The following is an 18,756-nucleotide window of genomic DNA, read 5'->3' as shown; positions in this document are numbered from 1 at the left end:
AAAAGCGGGCGTTTTAGGTGCAACTGCGCTAGAAGCAGGCCCCTGCCGCTGCCCAGGTTTGCGTTGGGCAGTAGCGATTTCAGCCACTGGAATTAAAAAACCTAAGGGTTTGCTGAAGATAAGGCGAAAACAATGTTTATTCATGATGAGCTCAAGCTAAATAATTGTGTTTTTTGATGGCGGAAATCGGGTCATATAAGCCTTGCTCCGCAACGCTAGTCGCCGTCTTCTTTATGCTTAGGCGAAACTTCCGCGCTCGCCGACGAAGCCTCGCTCTTGCTTTGCTGGTTTATTTTTCGTCGGTTTTCTTCTAATTCCCGCGCGATTTTCTCCTCAAGCAATAACTTTGCGCGCCGGTCCGACTCCTGCTCGATAGGAGTTACGCCTGAGGAATAATAAGACGTCGGTTTATCGGCACTAGCGGAGAGGGATAGAAGAAGGGAAAAGCCGCCCACAGCAAGGCCTGCGGCGTACTTTCGCAGCCACTCCTGACAACTCATGGTAAAAATATAAGACTTACAACTTTTGATATGCACGGCAGCAGCTCTATGCGGCGAAGAATAAAACTAAAACTACGCCAAACAAGACAACGCGTGTGCAAGGGGCGACCGTGCCAAATGTATGAATCCTCCCTTAAAACAAGGGAAACCAATAAGACTAGCCACAGTTATTTATTACAGCAGAAAAATCGCACATAACTAAGGAACGTTTCTACAGCTAACAACGCATATTCACCGAGCAATGACCTTATCTTTCACGACTACAAATAAAAAAGGCCCGCAGCATGCGGGCCTTTTTTATTTGTAGTCGCCAGTTATGCAGCGTTAGCTTCCATGGATTCCCGCATGGCCAGCGCATCTTTCGGCAAATGCCGCGCGGCCTGAATCAATGCCAACAGGGTCAGCAGCATCGCGATCGGTATCAGGTACATCGCGTCGTGCAAGCCAACCGCTTTAAACGCCTCGCTCATTTCGGCAGCGCCTGCGGCATACATCGCTGAATGCGCGAAATGGTCGGAAAGCCAGCCAACCACGACTGGGCCAAGCCCACCACCGAGCAGATACAGGCCGGCAAAAAACAGTGCCATCGCGGTCGCACGCAATCGCGGTTCGATCACGTCTTGAATCGAGGTGTAAACACAGGTGTAGAAGTTGTAGGAAAACAACCAGCCGAGGCTAAAAATCGCCACGAACAGGGCAATGCTTCCGGCACCAAGCGATAACGCCCAGCCTGTCGCAACCGTAGAAATCGCCAGCGACGCTGCTGCCATCCACAGACGACCGCGTTCGGAGCGTTGGTGAGCCTTGTCGGCAAACCAGCCGCCGACCGTCAAGCCGACGAGCCCGGTAACACCGACGATAATGCCGGTGGCAACCGCCGCCTGCCCCAGCGGCATGAGGAAGTAGCGCTGCAGCATCGGCACCATGAACGAGTTACACGCATAGGTGGCGAAGTTGAAGCAAAGCCCGGCGACCACCAGCCACCAGAACGTGCGGATGCTCAATACCTTGCGCACCGGGCGGTCGACCTTGACCGCCGCCACTTGCACCACCTCAGCCGCGCCACGCTGTGGTTCGCGGATGAAGAACATAAATACGGCCAGGATCATGCCCGGAACGGCGGCGATGAAAAACGGCGCTCGCCAGCTACCAAAGGCTTCCACCATCGCACCGATGGTGAAGAAGGCGAGCAACAAGCCCAACGGTAGGCCCAGCATGAAAATGCCCATGGCACGGGCGCGCTTGTTGGCAGGAAAGAGGTCGCCAATGAGTGAGTTAGCGGCTGGCGCGTAACTGGCCTCACCGATACCAACGCCCATACGTACGAGAAGGAAGCTCCAAAAGCCGGTAACGAATCCGTTAACGGCTGTAAGACCGCTCCACACCATAAGGCCCCAGCCCATGATTTTGCGGCGTGAGCCGTTGTCCGCCATGCGTCCCAGAGGCACGCCGGCAATCGCGTAGACGATGGTAAAAGCGGTGCCGATCAGGCCGAGCTGCAAGTCACTCAGGCTCCATTCATGGCGCAGGGGTTCGATGATGATCGCGGGAATGCTGCGGTCGAAGAAATTGAACAGGTTCGCAAGGAACAGCAAGAACAAGACACGCCAAGCATTGGCCGCCTGAGTAGCACTGGACATAAAGGAGTTCTCTTTTGTTGTTCTTATCAAAGCTGACCTCGCCACTACGCAAAAAACTGTAGGACAAAGCCTGAGGGTCCAATCTAGAGCCTCTGCGCGGCGGTGTCTGTGAACATTCGTAAACCTTATGTAACTCGATTTTTTCTCGCTTTCGCCGCCCCGCTTGGGTCATGTCCTGTGCTTGCCGTTAGTCGTTAGGGGTTGCCAAGCAAATAAGATATATCTTAAGTTATATCTTAGATAACCCAGGACGAGAGCAAATCGATGCGAGACCACCATCACCACCCGCTCCATATGCGTGAGACCGATGAATTTGAGCGTCGCCCCGGCGGGCGCGGTGGGCGCGGGCCACGGGTGTTTGCACCTGGCGACCTGAAACTACTGTTGTTGGCGCTGATTGCGGAACAACCCAGCCATGGCTATGACCTGATTCGCCGGATTGAGGACATGTTTGAAGGCGCCTACGCTCCAAGCCCCGGTGTGATTTATCCGACGCTGACCTTTCTCGAAGAAAGCGACCTCATCGCAGGCGATGCACAGCACGGCAAAAAACTGTACAGCGTGACCGCAGCCGGCCAGGCCTCGCTTGCTGAGCAGCAAGTGGCGCTAGACGGGCTCAAGGTTCGCCTGGAAGTCAGTAAACGCTCAATGCGCGGCCACGATCGGCCGGCACAAATTCACGAAGCGGTGCACAACCTACGCCACGCGTTGCAGCTACACCACGGCCAATGGAGTGAGGCGGAAATCATCCGCGTGCGCGATGTGCTGAATGCCGCCGCCACCGCTATTGCTGCCGGCCCCCACTCTGCTCAGACAAACCCGGAGACTGCGCAATGACTCAACCCAACGCTGCGGGCATTCACCGCGTGATGCATGAAATCAAACGTCGTCGGTTGGACGTGATCCGCGTTACCGAGCTGACACCACACATGCGCCGCATCACCCTCGGCGGCCCGGACCTGGCGGGTTTTACCAGCTTGGGAAGCGACGACCATATCAAGCTGTTTTTTGCCCAGACGCCGGAACAGCAAGCAACGCTCGAAGCGCTGCACGCGGGTGCAGAGAGCGAGGGTCCGAAGCCGGCGATGCGCGACTACACGCCGCGCCGTTACGACGCGGCGGCGGGCGAACTGGATATCGACTTCGTTCTGCACGGCGACGGCCCCGCGTCGACGTGGGCAGAACAGGCGGCACCGGGCCAGCACCTTTATGCAGGTGGGCCACGCGGTTCGATGATCGTGCCCGATATGTTCGACAGCTACCTGCTGATCGGCGACGAAACCGCCCTGCCCGCTATCGCCAGACGTCTGGAGGAACTGCCGGCCGGGCGTCAGGTGTTGGCGTTGATCGAGGTAGCAAACGCGGCGGAGCAACAAACGTTGACCAGTGCGGCGAACGTGCAGGTGCAGTGGTTGCACCGTGACGAGGGTGAAGATTTACTCAGCGCGGCAAAAACCATCACGTTGCCGAGTGGTTCGCTATACACCTGGATAGCGGCGGAGTCGGCAACATCGCGCCGTATCAGACGCGTGTTGCTCGATGAGTTCGGCGTTGACGAGAACTTTCTAAAGGCCGCCGGCTATTGGAAGCTCGACAGCACTACCGAGGACTGACTACCCCAGCGCGGCGCCATTCGGCGAGCCAGGCCAGTGAGGCTTCGGTACCCGCGTTGGGTCGATATTCCGCGCTCAGCCAGCCCGTGTAACCCGCCTGGCGCAAGGCATTGAAAGCAGACGCGAAATCGATGCTCCCAGTGCCTGGCTGGTTTCGCCCGGGACAGTCGGCGAATTGCACATGGCCAATCATTCCCGCCAGATCGGCAATCGCCTGGGGCAAGTCCACGCCCTGGCGAGCCATGTGGTAAAGGTCGAGCTGGGCTGCAAAGTTGTCGTGATTTACGGCGTTAACCAAGTCCCGCAATTGCTCGGGCGTGTTGATCAAAAAGCCGGGCATATCCAGCGGATTGATCGCCTCGCTGAGCACCTTTATTCCTAACGGCCGGAAGGCTTCGGCCGCCATCCGCACATTATCGATGAGCGTCGCTAACGCTTGCTCCCGGCTTATGCCCTGCGCCAAGCGGCCAGGCAACACGTTGACGAATTGTGGACGGACCATGGCGGCGTAGGTGAGCGCCTCTTGCAACGCGCGAGCGAACGCGTCGCGACGCTCCGGCACGGCAGCCAAACCTGGACCGCCAGAAGCCAGATCAGGCGCAGCGACATTTAGCAGCAGCAAAGGGAGCCCCGCCGCCTCCAACGCTTCCTTGAACTGAATGGCCGGAACCTCATAGGGATATTGCGCTTCAACGCCCGAGAATCCCGCCACCGCCGCGGCCCCGATGCGCTTGAGCAAAGGCAACTCGGTAAATAGCAGGGAGATGTTGGCCGCCACGTTCATCAATGCTTCTCCCGGTACAGCTCGATAAGGGTTGCGGGGTCGCGCTCAAGATTGCCGACGCTGCTGCCATGCAAGCGCATAAGCTGAGCGGCCAATGCACTGATCGGCGTGCTGGAGTCGTGCTCACGCGCGAGCTTCACGGCGGTATCCAGGTCTTTCAGCAGCGTGCGCACATGCCACTTAATAGGCTCGAATTGGCTCTCGGCCATTTGCGGCGCAAGAATTTGCAGCGGCTTGGAATCAGCGAAACCACCAGCCAGGGCCGAAGCCAGCACGCTTGCGTCGACGCCCGATTTTTCCGCCAGCGCGACGACCTCAGCAATCACCAGCGCGTTACAGGCGACGATCATCTGATTGCACACCTTGGTGACCTGGCCCGCACCCACTGAGCCCATGCGGGTCAGACGCTGCCCAAGGTTCATCAGAACAGGACGGACGCGCTCGATGTCCGCCTCTCGCCCACCGGCCATGATGGTTAAGGTGCCTACCTGGGCGCCGGCCACGCCTCCGGACACCGGCGTGTCGAGCCAATGCATGCCCGTGCGGCTTTCCAGTTCAGCGGCCATTTCACGGGTGGCGGCAGGTTCCAGACTGGAAAAATCGACAAGTAGCTGCCCCGCTTTCGCACCGTCCACCACTCCGTTTTCGCCGAACACTACCTTGCGCACGACGCGCGTATCGGCGAGGCACAACATCACCACATCGGCGTGCTCGCATAGCTCGGCAGGCGTAGTGACCTGACGGGCGCCCGCACCTACCAGCGGTGCACATTTCTCCGGTGAACGGTTCCAAACAGTCAGCGTGTAGCCGGCCGACAACAACCGCTGGCACATCGGCAGCCCCATCAGGCCGATGCCGGCGAAAGCAATAGAAGGAAGGGACACGTTCATCGCAAGACTCCAACGGCGGCAGAAAACGGCATCTTAACGCTCGCCCTGTATCGCCGGCACCCCAATAAAAAAGCCCCGCACAGGGCGGGGCTTTTTTTGTTGGCTTAAATCGAATGCTTAGAAACGCTCGATTTTGGCCTTGGCTTCCAATTCGGCGCGGAACGCAGCGAAGTCTTGTTGGCCGCTACGCGAAGCGAGGAAGCGGCGGTACATCGCCTTATCTTCTTCGCTCAAGCTTTCTTTCGGCTCGCTGACACCTTTGAGCTGCACGACGACATAGTCGCCATTGGCCAGGGTGACGCCAGTGAAAGTGGGCTTGTCGGCCGACTCCGGTTTGCTCATCCGGAACAGCGCCTGCAACACGGACGGTTCGATACCTTCCTGGCTACGAGTTGCAGCTTCGACGACCTTCCAGTCTTGCTGCCCTTTGGCCTGAGCGACGGGGGTTTTGCCCTCGCGCAGATCAGCCAGCATCGCCTTGCCTTTGGTTTCCACCGCTTCAGCAGCGCGCAATTGAACCAAGTGCTCGCGAATCGCAGCGGTCACTTTTTCCAGCGGCTGCTGCTCAGGCTTTTTGTGCTCTTTGACGCGCACAATCACCACGGTGTCGGGATCTAGCTCGATGGCACCGCTGTTCGAGCCTTCTTCCAGCACTTCCGGGCTAAAAGCAGCCTGCAGAACCTGACGATTGGCCGTCAGGCCCTCTCCCCCTTCGCGACCAAACGGCGCAGTGGTTTTCACCTGCAGGCCCTGTTCTTGTGCAGGTTGGCTGAGGTCCGACGCTTCGAATGCCGAGTCTTCGAGAGCCTTGCTGGCTTCAACGAATTTCTGCTCAACCTGCGCGGTTTTCAGCTCGCGGGTGAGTTTGTCTTTCAAGCTTGCCAGGGTCGGCACTTCTGGCGCCTGCACGCCCAGCAATTTGATGATGTGCCAGCCGAAACTGCTGCGTACCGGGGCCGAGACAGCGCCCTTGTCCAATGCGTACAGCGCTTCTTCGAAAGCAGGATCGTAGACGCCTTTGCCGGCATAGCCCAGGTCGCCGCCGCTGGCTTTGGAGCCTGGATCTTCGGACAACTCTTTGGCCAACTTGGCGAAATCTTCGCCCTTGTCCAGACGCTGCTTGATCTCATCGATCTTGGCTTTGGCCTGCTCGTCGGTTTGCTTGTCGTTCACTTCGATAAGAATGTGCGCGGCTTCGCGCTGCTCAGCGAGGTTAGCGATTTCTTTCTCGTACGCGGCCTGGAGGTCTTCATTGCCGACCTCGACCTTGCTGAAAAACGCTTCTTTTTTCAGCTCGATGTAGTCAAGAACAACCTGCTCCGCGCTCATGAACTGACTGGCGTTTTCGTCGTAGTACGCCTTGATTTCATCGTCAGAAAGCTTCACCGCTTTTGGGTCAGCCTTGAGTGTCAGGGTGGCGAAGTCGCGGGTTTGCTTTTCCAGACGGGCGAAGTTTTTCACTTCTTCATCAGTCACAAAGCCGCTACCGGACACGCCTGCGCGCAGCTGGCCGATGAGCATTTCCTGCTCAAGCATCTGACGGAATTGGAGACGGGTGTGCCCCATCTGCCGGATAACCTGGTCGAAACGGTCGGAGTTGAATTTGCCGTCTACCTGGAACTCTGGCGTGTTCAGAATCAACTGATCCAGAGCGGGTTGGGAAAATGCGAAATGGGCGTCTTTGGTGCTCTGCAGCAACAGCTTGCGCTCGATCAAACTTTTCAAAGCCGCTTCACGCAGCAGTTTGTCGTCGAGCAGCGAAGCATCGAAATCTTTACCGAGGCGTTGCATCAACTGACGGCGCTGGGCTTCCATCGCCTGGCTCAGTTCGTTTTGGCTTACTTCTTCACCATTGACCTTGGCAGCCTGTTGCGCGGTGCTTTGCGAAGTGAAAATAGCCTCAATGCCGGTGAATGCCATTAAGGCAACAATGACACCGATGATGGTCTTGGCAATCCAGCCTTGTGAATTGTCCCTGATGTTCTGCAGCATGCGTCCCCCAGAAACGACCGTACTGAAATAAGCGGTCGTGGAGCGTGGGTAGAATCCGGATAGAAGAAAGGCGCATCCGAGGATGCGCCTTCTCGTAGCTGGCGGGGCGATCAAGGCTCGTGTCGAACCTTGTTGCGCGGAGCCGGTAATCTAACCAGCCCTGCTCTACCGCCTCGCGACTCGGCCAGCATTACGCTGGCCGAGGTGGGCAAAACCAGAAAGACGCTTAGTTAACGGCGTCTTTCAGAGCTTTACCAGCTTTGAAGCCTGGGATCTTAGCAGCAGCGATGCTGATCGGCTTACCAGTCTGTGGGTTACGGCCAGTACGAGCAGCGCGCTCTTTAACAGCGAAAGTACCGAAACCTACCAGTACAACCGAATCACCAGCCTTGAGAGCGCCAGTTACGGATTCGATTACTGCGTCCAGCGCACGGCCAGCTACAGCTTTCGGGATATCAGCAGATGCAGCGATAGCATCAATCAGTTCCGACTTGTTCACTCTAAGTCCCCTTATTCCTGTTTGAGTTTATTTCTTAATTTTTGGGTGAAAGCAAAAACGGTGCTGGAAGGCCATTTGGCACAAGAAGAGCCGCTTTATAACAAGGGCTCTAAAAATGTGTCAAGGAAGCCCCCCGGCTAATGCGTGCTAATTCGCTCCTTGGAATCAGTCTCGCGTTTGTCATCCTTTGCAACCATCTCCGGAGCCGCATCGGGCAAGGGCTCCGGCGCGTATTGCAGCGCAATTTGCAGGACCTCGTCAATCCATTTAACCGGTTTAATCTGCAGGTCAGCCTTAATATTCTCCGGAATCTCTTTCAGATCACGAACGTTCTCTTCGGGAATAATCACAATCTTGATTCCGCCACGATGAGCCGCCAGAAGTTTTTCTTTCAAGCCACCAATCGCCAGAACTTGCCCGCGCAAAGTAATTTCACCGGTCATTGCCACATCGGCTCGAACGGGTATCTGAGTGAGGGCTGAAACCAGCGCCGTACACATGCCCACGCCAGCGCTGGGGCCATCTTTAGGAGTCGCCCCTTCCGGCATGTGAATGTGAATGTCGCGCTTCTCATGGAAGTCCAGCGCCACCCCCAGACTCTTGGCCCGACTGCGCACAACGGTGAGTGCAGCCGTGATGGATTCGACCATCACATCGCCCAAAGAACCGGTCTTGATCAGTTGACCTTTGCCTGGAACAACCGCCGCTTCGATGGTCAGCAACTCGCCGCCAACCTGGGTCCAGGCAAGGCCTGTGACCTGGCCGATTTGATCTTGCTGCTCCGCCAGACCGTAGCGATATTTACTGACACCGAGGAAGTGCTCGAGCGAATCAGCCGCCACAACCACTTTCATACGCTTCTCGCGGAAATGCTCTTTCACTGCCTTGCGGCAAACCTTTGCGATCTGCCGCTCAAGACTGCGAACACCCGCTTCACGCGTGTAGTAGCGGATCATGTCGCGGATCGCTGCTTCCTCAAACTCGAGCTCGCCTTTCTTCAAACCGTTGGCCTGAAGCTGTTTCGGCGCGAGGTATTTGACCGCGATATTGACCTTTTCGTCCTCGGTGTAGCCGGGTAGACGGATTACTTCCATACGGTCCAGCAACGGTGCCGGAATGTTCATGGAGTTCGCGGTACAGAGGAACATCACGTCTGAAAGGTCGTAATCAACCTCCAGATAATGGTCGTTGAAATTGTGGTTTTGCTCTGGGTCGAGCACCTCAAGCAACGCTGAGGCGGGATCGCCGCGCATGTCCTGCCCCATCTTGTCGATTTCATCGAGCAAGAAGAGCGGATTTCGTACGCCAACCTTAGTCATCTTCTGAATCAGACGACCTGGCATCGACCCAATGTATGTACGACGGTGCCCACGAATTTCGGCCTCGTCGCGCACGCCGCCGAGCGCCATACGGACGAATTTTCGATTAGTCGCATGGGCGATGGATTCAGCCAGCGAGGTTTTACCCACGCCAGGTGGACCAACGAGACAGAGCACCGGACCTTTTACTTTTTTCACGCGCTTTTGCACGGCGAGATATTCGAGGATGCGCTCTTTAACTTCTTCGAGGCCGTAATGGTCGGCGTCGAGAATGTCCTCGGCTTTGGCGAGATCCAGGCGAACTTTGCTTTCAGCTTTCCATGGCACATTCACCAACCAATCGATGTAGGAGCGAACCACAGTTGCTTCGGCGGACATCGGCGACATCTGCTTCAGCTTATTCAGCTCGGCCTGCGCCTTGGCGTACGCTTCCTTGGTAAGACCAGCGTTCTCGACGCGTTTTTTCAGTTCGTCGAGCTCGTTGTGGCCTTCGTCGCCATCGCCCAACTCTTTCTGAATAGCCTTCATCTGCTCATTCAGGTAGTACTCGCGCTGGCTACGCTCCATCTGCTTTTTAACGCGGCCGCGGATGCGCTTCTCAACCTGCAGCAAATCGATTTCAGCATCCAGCAGAGCCAAAACGTGCTCAACCCGCTGCGCGAGCTCAGTTATCTCGAGGATTTCTTGCTTCTGTTCGATTTTCAGCGCCATGTGCGCCGCCATGGTGTCCACCAGACGACTAGGTTCGTCGATACTATTTAGAGACGACAACACCTCGGCAGGCACCTTTTTGCCGAGCTGAACATATTGCTCGAACTGGCTCAAAAGGCTGCGGGTGAAGACTTCCGATTCGCGCTCGGCGGCATCGACTTCCTCAATCAATGCGACCTGCGCACGGCAATGGCCGTCGATCTCGATAAAGCGCTCGATAGCGCCGCGCTGCTCGCCTTCGACCAATACCTTTACTGTGCCGTCGGGCAGTTTCAGCAACTGCAGCACGGTGGCTACGGTACCAACGCGGTAAAGGGCATCTTCAGCAGGATCATCATCGGCGGGGTTCTTTTGAGCAACCAGCAAGATCTGCTTGTCGCCAGTCATCGCGGCCTCAAGGGCTTCGATCGATTTTTCGCGACCCACAAACAGCGGGATCACCATGTGTGGATAGACCACGACATCACGCAGTGGCAAGAGAGGCAATTCGACTGTTGTCTTCATGATTTTCAGCTCTACGGCGGCCATTCGGCCGTAAACAGGTGGGAAATACCCTTGGACCTAAGATGGGGGCAGCCCAAACAAAAAACAAGCGCTGGTTCAGGAAAAGCAAAGGGGCCCGCAGGCCCCTTGCTTTAACCATGTGACAACCCTGCTTTAAGCGTCTGGCGCAGCTTTCGCTGGCGGCTCGCTGTTTTCGTAGATCAACAGCGGCTTGGAGGTTCCAGCGATTACGCTCTCGTCGATCACCACTTTGCTAACGTCCGACTGCGACGGAATTTCATACATGGTGTCGAGTAAAACGCCTTCAAGAATCGAGCGCAGGCCACGGGCGCCGGTTTTGCGCTCCAAAGCCCGATGAGCGACAGACTTAAGGGCATCCGGACGGAATTCCAAATCTACGCCTTCCATCTCGAACAGCTTCGCGTACTGCTTGGTAAGCGCGTTTTTCGGCTCAGTGAGAATCTGCATCAGAGCAGCCTCATCCAACTCATCCAACGTCGCGATAACCGGCAGACGACCTACGAACTCAGGAATCAGGCCAAACTTGACCAAGTCATCAGGCTCGACCTGACGCAAGGACTCACCGACTTTCTTGCCCAAATCGATGCTGCGCACTTCGGCGTTGAAGCCAATGCCGCCTTTAGCCGAACGACCCTGGATAACTTTTTCCAAGCCAGAGAACGCACCACCGCAGATGAACAGGATGTTGCGTGTATCGACTTGCAGGAATTCCTGCTGCGGATGCTTGCGGCCACCTTGCGGCGGTACGGAGGCAACCGTGCCCTCGATCAATTTCAGCAAGGCTTGTTGCACGCCCTCGCCAGAAACGTCACGGGTAATCGATGGATTATCGGATTTACGGGAAATCTTGTCGATTTCGTCGATGTAGACAATGCCCATTTGAGCTTTTTCTACGTCGTAATCGCACTTTTGCAGCAGCTTCTGAATGATGTTTTCCACATCCTCGCCGACGTAGCCGGCTTCGGTCAGCGTGGTGGCATCGGCAATGGTGAACGGAACGTTCAGCAAGCGAGCCAGTGTCTCAGCCAGCAGGGTTTTACCCGATCCCGTCGGACCAATCAGCAAAATGTTGCTTTTACCCAGCTCGACATCATCTTTCTTGTCGCGCTGATTGAGGCGTTTGTAGTGGTTATAAACCGCCACCGCCAGTACCTTTTTCGCTCGTTCCTGCCCGATCACGTACTGATCAAGGATGGTGCTGATTTCCTTAGGCGCGGGAAGTTTATGAGCGCTGCTCTCGGCCTGAGCTTCTTGCACCTCCTCGCGGATGATGTCATTGCACAGGTCAACGCACTCGTCGCAGATAAAGACCGAGGGGCCGGCAATCAATTTGCGCACTTCATGCTGGCTTTTGCCGCAGAAGGAGCAATAGAGCAGTTTGCCGTTGTCCTCGCCGTTGCGGGTGTCAGTCATTCGTTCAATCCAATCCGATAGGCTTGAAACACAAGATGAGGGCAAATGCGGGCATTTTCAAGCCCGCAAGGCGGCCATGTATCACTGACCGCCGCCAAACGTCTTACTGGGCAGCCATTTCCCGCTTGCTCAGGACTTTGTCGATCAGACCGTAATTCACTGCGACTTCGCCGCTCATGAAGTTGTCACGGTCGGTATCGCGGGCAATCACCTCGATCGGCTGACCGGTGTGGTGCGCAAGGATTTGGTTCAGGCGATCACGGATCGTGAGAATTTCACGGGTGTGAATTTCAATGTCCGAAGCCTGACCCTGAAAGCCCCCCAACGGCTGGTGAATCATCATGCGCGAGTGCGGCAGGCAGTAACGCTTGCCGGCGGCGCCGCCAGCCAACAGGAGCGCGCCCATGCTGCAAGCTTGGCCGATGCAGATGGTGGACACGTCCGGCTTGATGAATTGCATGGTGTCGTAGATCGACATACCCGCAGTCACCGAACCGCCTGGGGAGTTGATATAGAGGTGAATGTCTTTGTCCGGATTTTCCGCTTCCAGGAACAGCAACTGCGCTGCTACCAGGTTAGCCATGTAGTCTTCTACCGGGCCGATGAGGAAAATCACGCGCTCTTTAAGCAAGCGCGAGTAGATGTCATAAGCGCGTTCGCCGCGGGCGGACTGCTCGATGACCATTGGCACCAGACCACCAGCGGCCTGGATGTCATGCATTTGCGGCATAAAAGGATTACTGGACATGTATCCGACGCTCCCTAGCTTTTGTCATGTCTCAAATACACATAAGCCAGCACGAAGGCTGGCTTATGGTTGCTCGTACGACGTTAGGGTCAGGCTGCTTGTGGAGCTTCTGCCGGCTTGACCGCTTCTTCGTAAGAGACCTGCTTATCGGTCACATTGGCCTTCTGCAGAACAGTATCTACAACTTGTTCTTCCAGTACAACCGAACGCACTTCGTTCAGTTGCTGGTCGTTTTTGTAGTACCAAGACACCACTTGTTCAGGCTCCTGATAGGCCGAGGCCATTTCCTGAATCATCTCGCGAACGCGGGCTTCGTCAGGCTTGAGCTCGAACTGCTTGACCACTTCGGCTACGATCAGCCCCAGCACAACGCGGCGCTTGGCTTGCTCTTCGAACAGCTCGGCAGGCAGCTGGTCAGGCTTGATGTTGCCGCCGAACTGTTGCACAGCTTGTACGCGCAGGCGGTCAACTTCGTTGCTCAACAGTGCTTTTGGCACTTCGATAGGATTGGCCGACAGCAGCCCTTCCATCACTTGGTTTTTAACTTTCGATTTGATGGCCTGACGCAGCTCGCGCTCCATGTTCTTGCGAACTTCGGCGCGGAAGCCTTCGAGGCCGCCTTCTTTGATACCGAACAGAGCGAAGAAATCGTCGTTCAACTCAGGCAGTTTCGGCTCGGCAACGCTGTTCACGGTGACGGTGAACTCGGCTTCTTTACCGGCCAGTTCCAGGTTTTGGTAGTCAGCAGGGAAAGTCAGCTTCAGCACGCGCTCTTCGCCAGCTTTAGCGCCGACCAGACCGTCTTCGAAGCCAGGGATCATGCGGCCAGAGCCGATAACCAGTTGAGTGCCTTTGGCCGAGCCGCCAGCGAACGCTTCACCATCTACTTTGCCAACGAAATCGATGTTGACCTGGTCGTCTTTCTGAGCGGCGCGGTCAGCGGTTTCGAAACGGGTGTTTTGCTTGCGCAGGATTTCCAGCATGTTGTCGAGGTCGGCATCAGCGACTTCGGCTTGCAGGCGTTCGATGGCGATACCGTCGAAGCCCGCGACCTGGAACTCAGGGAACACTTCGAAGGTGGCGACGTATTCGAGGTCTTTGCCCTTTTCGAAGGTTTTTGGCTGAACTGCTGGCGCGCCAGCCGGGTTCAATTTCTGCTCAACCACAGCTTCGTAAAAGGTGGCTTGGATCAGGTCGCTCAGGGCTTCCTGACGAGCAGCATCTTCGTAACGCTGACGGATAACGCTCATCGGCACTTTGCCTGGGCGGAAACCCGGCACTTTGGCACGGCGTGCAGTCTGCTGCAGGCGCTTGTTTACTTCGGTCTCGATGCGCTCAGCAGGAACACCAATGGTCATACGACGCTCAAGAGCGGAAGTATTTTCAACAGAAACTTGCATGAATATTCCTCGTTGCACAGACGTTAGCCGGCCGTTTCCGGCCCCAGAAATCAAGGGCATGCATTCTAGTGGCGAAAACTCAAGAAGTCACCACACACTGCGTCAGTCGTGCATTCATAAGGGAATTCCTACATAAGCCAAGCCATGCATGTCGCGCGCGCTTATATAAAGGAGGGAAAATTACCCACTGGAAAAACGGAAAACCGGAAAACCGGAAAACCGGAAAACAAAAAAGGCAGCCCTTAACGGAGCTGCCTTTTTTGTTCGCCGAGATCAGCGCTAGTTGGTGCGGACGGAGAGACTCGAACTCTCACGCCTTGCGGCGCTGGAACCTAAATCCAGTGTGTCTACCAATTCCACCACGTCCGCGAAGCTTTGAAGCAAAGACGCCAGACTGTTTAAGGTCTGGCGTCTTTTCGAATATGGGGTGGACGATGGGGATCGAACCCACGACAACAGGAGTCACAATCCTGTGCTCTACCAACTGAGCTACGCCCACCATATTGCGTTGTTGCTGTGTTGCTTTGCTTGTATTGCCAAACAGCCTTGTGGCGTGCCCGGCAGGACTCGAACCTGCGACCATCCGCTTAGAAGGCGGATGCTCTATCCAGCTGAGCTACGGGCACTTGGCTGTGCTCGACAAGCGGGGCGAATGTTATAGACGAGCTAATCAGCCGTCAACACTAAAACGTAAAAAATTCAGTGAGATAAAGGAGTTACGGGAAAATGCTGACCGCCCGCCTTTGCCCGCTCGGCCGGTCATGCGAGAATGCGCGTCCTTTTTCAATCATTTCCGATGGTTAACCAAGCGTCATGACCGCACAACTTATCGACGGCAAGGCGATCGCCGCTAGCCTGCGCAAGCAGATCGCCCAACGTGTCGCCGAACGCAGCGAGCAAGGGCTTCGTACTCCGGGCCTGGCTGTAATCCTGGTCGGCAGCGACCCCGCTTCTCAGGTGTACGTTTCCCATAAGCGTAAAGACTGCGAAGAAGTCGGCTTTCTCTCCCATGCCTATGACCTTCCGGCCAGCACCACCCAGGACGAATTGCGCGAGCTGATCGACCGGCTCAACGATGACGCCACCATTGATGGCATTCTCCTGCAACTGCCGCTCCCCAAGCACCTCGATGCCTCGCAACTGCTTGAGCGCATCCGCCCCGACAAAGATGTCGACGGTTTCCACCCGTTCAATATCGGCCGCCTGGCCCAGCGTATTCCGCTGCTTCGTCCGTGCACGCCTAAAGGCATCATGACGTTGCTGGCCAGCACTGGCGTCGACCTGTATGGCATGGATGCGGTGATCGTCGGCGCTTCCAATATTGTCGGCCGTCCGATGGCGATGGAGCTGTTGCTGGCTGGTTGCACCGTGACCGTCACGCACCGCTTCACCAAGGACCTCGCCGGCCACGTCGGCCGTGCTGATCTGGTGGTCGTAGCGGCGGGCAAGCCGGGGTTGGTAAAAGGTGAGTGGATCAAGCCTGGCGCCGTGGTGATCGATGTCGGCATCAACCGTCAGGAAGACGGCAAGCTGGTGGGCGACGTGGTGTACGACACCGCTCTGCCCCGCGCTGGCTGGATTACGCCAGTGCCTGGCGGCGTGGGCCCCATGACCCGCGCGTGCTTGCTGGAAAATACGTTGTACGCGGCAGAGCATTTGCACGACTGATATCCAATCGAACCACTGTGGGAGCGGCTTCAGCCGCGATTCCTGCAAAGAAGCATCGCGGCTAAAGCCGCTCCCACAGGTTTGGGATCGCAATAAAAAAAACGGCACCCTCAAGGTGCCGTTTTTTTTGCCTTATGAAAAACGCCGCTTACTTACGCGCCGCTTCCCACTGCTTCAGCAGATCGTTGTAGTTAACGGTCTCGCCTTTGGGCTTCTCGTTAGCCAGTTTCGGCTTCGGTGCGCCCGGCTGGTCGAACCAGTATTGCGCATCCTTTTCCGGGTTCATTTTCGGACCGCAGATTGGCTGCACTTTCGAGCGTTCAAGGCGCGTCATGATCGCGTCCTGATCTTTAGCCAAGCCGTCGAGCGCTTCCTGCGGAGTTTTCTCGCCGCTGGCCGCTTCCGAAATATGGCTCCACCACAACTGCGCAAGGCGCGGATAGTCCGGCACGTTGGTGCCGGTCGGCGTCCATTGCACGCGGGCCGGGCTGCGGTAGAACTCAACCAACCCGCCCAGTTTCGGCGCCATGTCAGTCATGGCTTGCGAGTTGATGTCCGACTCACGAATCGGCGTCAGACCGAGAATGGTCTTCTTCAGCGAAACGGTTTTCGAGGTCACGAACTGCGCGTACAGCCAAGCGGCCAAACGTTGCTTTTCCGGGGTCGATTTCAGGAACGTCCACGAGCCCACGTCCTGGTAGCCGAGCTTCATGCCCTCTTCCCAATACGGGCCACGTGGCGACGGTGCCATACGCCATTTCGGCGTGCCATCGGCGTTTACCACTGGCAGGCCCGGTTTGGTCATGTCGGCGGTGAAGGCGGTATACCAGAAAATTTGCTGAGCAATGTTGCCCTGCGCAGGCACCGGGCCAGACTCGGAGAACGTCATGCCCTGGGCTTCTGGCGGCGCGTAGGCGCGCATCCAGTCCACGTATTTCTGCGTGGCGAACACAGCGGCCGGGCCGTTGGTGTCGCCTCCGCGGGTGACGCTGGAGCCCACCGGGTGGCAGTCCTCTACGCGAATGCCCCACTCGTCTACTGGCAAGCCGTTAGGCAAGCCTTTGTCGCCGCCGCCGGCCATGGAGAACCAGGCATCGGTAAAGCGCCAGCCCAGGGACGGGTCTTTTTTGCCGTAGTCCATGTGGCCGTAAACGCGTTTGCCGTCGATTTCCTTCACGTCTTCGCTGAAGAATTTGGCGATGTCTTCATAGGCGGACCAGTTCACCGGCACGCCCAACTCATAGCCGTACTTCTCTTTGAACTTGGCCTTCAAATCGGCGCGTTCAAACCAGTCGGCACGGAACCAGTACAGGTTGGCGAACTGTTGGTCGGGCAGTTGATAAATCTTGCCGTCCGGAGCCGTAGTGAACGAGATGCCGATGAAGTCTTTCAGGTCCAAGGTCGGCGAGGTGAAGTCTTTGCCTTCGTTGGCCATCAGGTCGGTGATGGATTCGGTTTTGCCGTAGCGAAAATGGGTGCCGATCAGGTCGGAGTCGTTTACCCAGCCGTCGTAGATGTTCTTGTCCGACTGCATTTGCGTTTGCAGTTTTTCCACCACGTCGCCTTCTTGCAGCAGGTCGTGGGTCAGGGTGATGCCGGTGATTTCGCTAAAGGCCTTGGCCAGCACCTTGGATTCATATTCGTGGGTGGTCAGGGTTTCCGACACCACGTTGATCTTCATGCCGCGGAACGGCTCGGCCGCCTTGATAAACCATTTGAGCTCTTCGAGCTGCTGCTCGGGTGTGAGCGTGGACGGTTTGAACTCGCTGCCAATCCATTTCTTTGCCGCGTCCTCGTAAGCGTCCGCCCAGGCTGTTGCACTCAAGCCACTCAGGGCGAAAATCGCCGCCAACGTCACGCTATGTCGCAGTTTGTTGTTTTTGTTCAACATAGACACCTCCTGGTAATTATTAGGTAGAGCTCCAACCTCGCGGGGCAGACAACAACGACAGCTGCGGCCCGCCTGCCGGTTAACCCCAACGCATCACAACCAACAGCCACACCAGGGACAGCGCGGACGCCACCCAGATGCTCCATTCAGTCGCGCCGATCACCAGCAAATGCAGGTAGGCGCTTCCGAGAAGACCAATAAACAGCCGATCACCACGAGTGGTAGCAATCGGTAAAAACCCGCGCCGCTCAACGCAAGGCGAGCGCAGTTCCCACACCGTCATGCCCACCAGCAACAACGCGATTGCCGCGAAGAACGCTGCGGTGGGGATCGTCCAAGCCATCCATTCCATCGTCAGTTCCTCACACCCGGCCCAGGGCAAAGCCCTTGGCTACATGGTTTCGCACGAACCAGATCACCAGCATGCCCGGCAAAATAGTCAGTACCCCGGCTGCCGCGAGCACGCCCCAGTCGATGCCCGATGCCGATACCGTGCGGGTCATTACCGCAGCAATCGGTTTGGCATTTACCGAGGTCAACGTGCGCGCCAGCAGCAGCTCGACCCACGAGAACATGAAGCAGAAAAACGCGGTTACGCCGATGCCCGAGCCAATCAGCGGGATGAAAATCTTGGCGAAGAATTTCGGGAAGCTGTAGCCGTCGATATACGCGGTTTCGTCGATTTCTTTTGGCACGCCCGACATAAAACCTTCAAGAATCCACACCGCCAACGGCACGTTGAACAAGCAATGCGCCAACGCCACGGCAATGTGGGTATCGAACAGGCCAATCGAGGAATACAGCTGAAAGAACGGCAGCAGGAATACGGCCGGGGGTGCCATGCGGTTGGTCAGCAGCCAGAAGAACAGGTGCTTGTCGCCCAGGAACCGGTAGCGAGAAAACGCGTAGGCCGCCGGTAACGCCACGGTCAGCGAAATCACCGTGTTCAGGCTCACGTAATACAGCGAATTGAGGTAGCCGGTGTACCAACTCGGGTCGGTGAAAATCACCTTGTAGTTGGCCAGGGTGAAATGGCTGGGCCACAGGCTGAGGCCGCCGAGAATCTCGTTATTGGTTTTGAACGACATGTTCAGCAACCAGTAAATCGGCACCAGCAGAAACAGCACATAGAGCACCAGCACCACTTTTTTTCGTGTTGTCAT

16 protein-coding genes, 3 tRNA genes and 1 pseudogene are annotated in these 18,756 nt (G+C 56.6%); 3 read left to right on the top strand and 17 right to left on the bottom strand.

Annotated elements, in window-relative coordinates; genetic code table 11:
• Window positions 1-15: 15 nt before the first annotated feature.
• From ACZZ0Q_RS09980 to ACZZ0Q_RS09970, 3 genes and pseudogenes are all read right to left on the bottom strand, one after another.
• Window positions 16-144 (bottom strand): annotated as a pseudogene (locus ACZZ0Q_RS09980) (ESPR-type extended signal peptide-containing protein); the annotation flags it as partial.
• A gap of 71 nt (window positions 145-215) precedes the next feature.
• Window positions 216-536, bottom strand: a complete 321-nt coding sequence (locus tag ACZZ0Q_RS09975; RefSeq protein WP_463539127.1) for a hypothetical protein — start codon at window positions 534-536, stop codon at window positions 216-218.
• A 278-nt stretch (window positions 537-814) separates the two neighbouring features.
• Window positions 815-2,140 carry a spinster family MFS transporter gene (locus tag ACZZ0Q_RS09970; protein WP_463539128.1) on the bottom strand — a complete coding sequence of 442 codons (1,326 nt, stop codon included), beginning with the start codon at window positions 2,138-2,140 and terminating at the stop codon, window positions 815-817.
• 264 nt (window positions 2,141-2,404) lie between these two features.
• Here ACZZ0Q_RS09970 and ACZZ0Q_RS09965 point away from each other — a divergent pair, with 264 nt between their 5' ends.
• Window positions 2,405-2,977 carry a PadR family transcriptional regulator gene (locus tag ACZZ0Q_RS09965; protein WP_463539129.1) on the top strand — a complete coding sequence of 191 codons (573 nt, stop codon included), beginning with the start codon at window positions 2,405-2,407 and terminating at the stop codon, window positions 2,975-2,977.
• On the top strand, window positions 2,974-3,753 hold the full coding sequence (locus tag ACZZ0Q_RS09960) for a siderophore-interacting protein (protein WP_463539130.1): 780 nt from the start codon (window positions 2,974-2,976) through the stop codon (window positions 3,751-3,753). Before ACZZ0Q_RS09965 ends, ACZZ0Q_RS09960 begins: the two co-directional genes overlap by 4 nt.
• Here the strand turns inward: ACZZ0Q_RS09960 and ACZZ0Q_RS09955 are convergent.
• The 11 genes from ACZZ0Q_RS09955 to ACZZ0Q_RS09905 all read right to left on the bottom strand — a co-directional run bounded on the left by ACZZ0Q_RS09955 (window position 3,740) and on the right by ACZZ0Q_RS09905 (window position 14,660).
• The gene (locus ACZZ0Q_RS09955; RefSeq protein ID WP_463539131.1) at window positions 3,740-4,537 is read right to left on the bottom strand and encodes a hydroxypyruvate isomerase family protein; all 798 of its coding nucleotides are present in this window, start codon (window positions 4,535-4,537) and stop codon (window positions 3,740-3,742) included. The genes ACZZ0Q_RS09960 and ACZZ0Q_RS09955 overlap by 14 nt on opposite strands.
• The gene (locus tag ACZZ0Q_RS09950) at window positions 4,537-5,427 is read right to left on the bottom strand and encodes an NAD(P)-dependent oxidoreductase (RefSeq protein WP_463539132.1); all 891 of its coding nucleotides are present in this window, start codon (window positions 5,425-5,427) and stop codon (window positions 4,537-4,539) included. The genes ACZZ0Q_RS09955 and ACZZ0Q_RS09950 overlap by 1 nt, the downstream gene beginning before the upstream one ends.
• Window positions 5,428-5,544: 117 nt before the next feature.
• A complete protein-coding gene (locus ACZZ0Q_RS09945; protein WP_463560519.1) occupies window positions 5,545-7,419 on the bottom strand; it encodes a SurA N-terminal domain-containing protein in 1,875 nt (624 codons plus the stop codon).
• Between the two features lie 226 nt (window positions 7,420-7,645).
• On the bottom strand, window positions 7,646-7,918 hold the full coding sequence (gene hupB / locus ACZZ0Q_RS09940; RefSeq protein ID WP_003239952.1) for a nucleoid-associated protein HU-beta: 273 nt from the start codon (window positions 7,916-7,918) through the stop codon (window positions 7,646-7,648).
• A 137-nt stretch (window positions 7,919-8,055) separates the two neighbouring features.
• Window positions 8,056-10,452 (bottom strand): endopeptidase La, encoded by a 2,397-nt coding sequence (lon, locus tag ACZZ0Q_RS09935; protein ID WP_463539133.1) that lies wholly within the window; start codon window positions 10,450-10,452, stop codon window positions 8,056-8,058.
• A gap of 153 nt (window positions 10,453-10,605) precedes the next feature.
• A complete protein-coding gene (clpX, locus tag ACZZ0Q_RS09930) occupies window positions 10,606-11,886 on the bottom strand; it encodes an ATP-dependent Clp protease ATP-binding subunit ClpX (RefSeq protein WP_463539134.1) in 1,281 nt (426 codons plus the stop codon).
• A gap of 103 nt (window positions 11,887-11,989) precedes the next feature.
• Window positions 11,990-12,634, bottom strand: coding sequence for an ATP-dependent Clp endopeptidase proteolytic subunit ClpP (gene clpP / locus ACZZ0Q_RS09925; protein WP_463382937.1), 645 nt, complete (start codon window positions 12,632-12,634; stop codon window positions 11,990-11,992).
• An 89-nt stretch (window positions 12,635-12,723) separates the two neighbouring features.
• Window positions 12,724-14,034, bottom strand: coding sequence for a trigger factor (tig, locus tag ACZZ0Q_RS09920; RefSeq protein ID WP_463539135.1), 1,311 nt, complete (start codon window positions 14,032-14,034; stop codon window positions 12,724-12,726).
• Between the two features lie 284 nt (window positions 14,035-14,318).
• A tRNA-Leu gene (locus ACZZ0Q_RS09915) sits at window positions 14,319-14,403 on the bottom strand.
• A 54-nt stretch (window positions 14,404-14,457) separates the two neighbouring features.
• A tRNA-His gene (locus ACZZ0Q_RS09910) sits at window positions 14,458-14,533 on the bottom strand.
• Window positions 14,534-14,583: 50 nt separating this feature from the next.
• Window positions 14,584-14,660: transfer RNA gene (locus tag ACZZ0Q_RS09905), tRNA-Arg, on the bottom strand.
• A gap of 187 nt (window positions 14,661-14,847) precedes the next feature.
• Here ACZZ0Q_RS09905 and folD point away from each other — a divergent pair.
• Window positions 14,848-15,702 carry a bifunctional methylenetetrahydrofolate dehydrogenase/methenyltetrahydrofolate cyclohydrolase FolD gene (gene folD / locus ACZZ0Q_RS09900; RefSeq protein WP_463539136.1) on the top strand — a complete coding sequence of 285 codons (855 nt, stop codon included), beginning with the start codon at window positions 14,848-14,850 and terminating at the stop codon, window positions 15,700-15,702.
• A gap of 148 nt (window positions 15,703-15,850) precedes the next feature.
• Here the strand turns inward: folD and ACZZ0Q_RS09895 are convergent, their stop codons facing one another.
• From ACZZ0Q_RS09895 to ACZZ0Q_RS09885, 3 genes are all read right to left on the bottom strand, one after another.
• Window positions 15,851-17,593, bottom strand: a complete 1,743-nt coding sequence (locus ACZZ0Q_RS09895; protein WP_122495519.1) for an ABC transporter substrate-binding protein — start codon at window positions 17,591-17,593, stop codon at window positions 15,851-15,853.
• Between the two features lie 79 nt (window positions 17,594-17,672).
• Window positions 17,673-17,945: a DUF2160 domain-containing protein gene (locus tag ACZZ0Q_RS09890; protein WP_463539137.1), complete on the bottom strand. Its 273-nt coding sequence runs from the start codon at window positions 17,943-17,945 to the stop codon at window positions 17,673-17,675.
• Window positions 17,946-17,955: 10 nt separating this feature from the next.
• Window positions 17,956-18,756 (bottom strand): carbohydrate ABC transporter permease, encoded by an 801-nt coding sequence (locus ACZZ0Q_RS09885; RefSeq protein WP_463560517.1) that lies wholly within the window; start codon window positions 18,754-18,756, stop codon window positions 17,956-17,958.

It is taken from the genome of Pseudomonas sp. AC070 (assembly GCF_979258635.1).
Note: the sequence above shows the minus strand (reverse complement) of the source record. Positions and strands in the feature narration are given on the sequence as shown.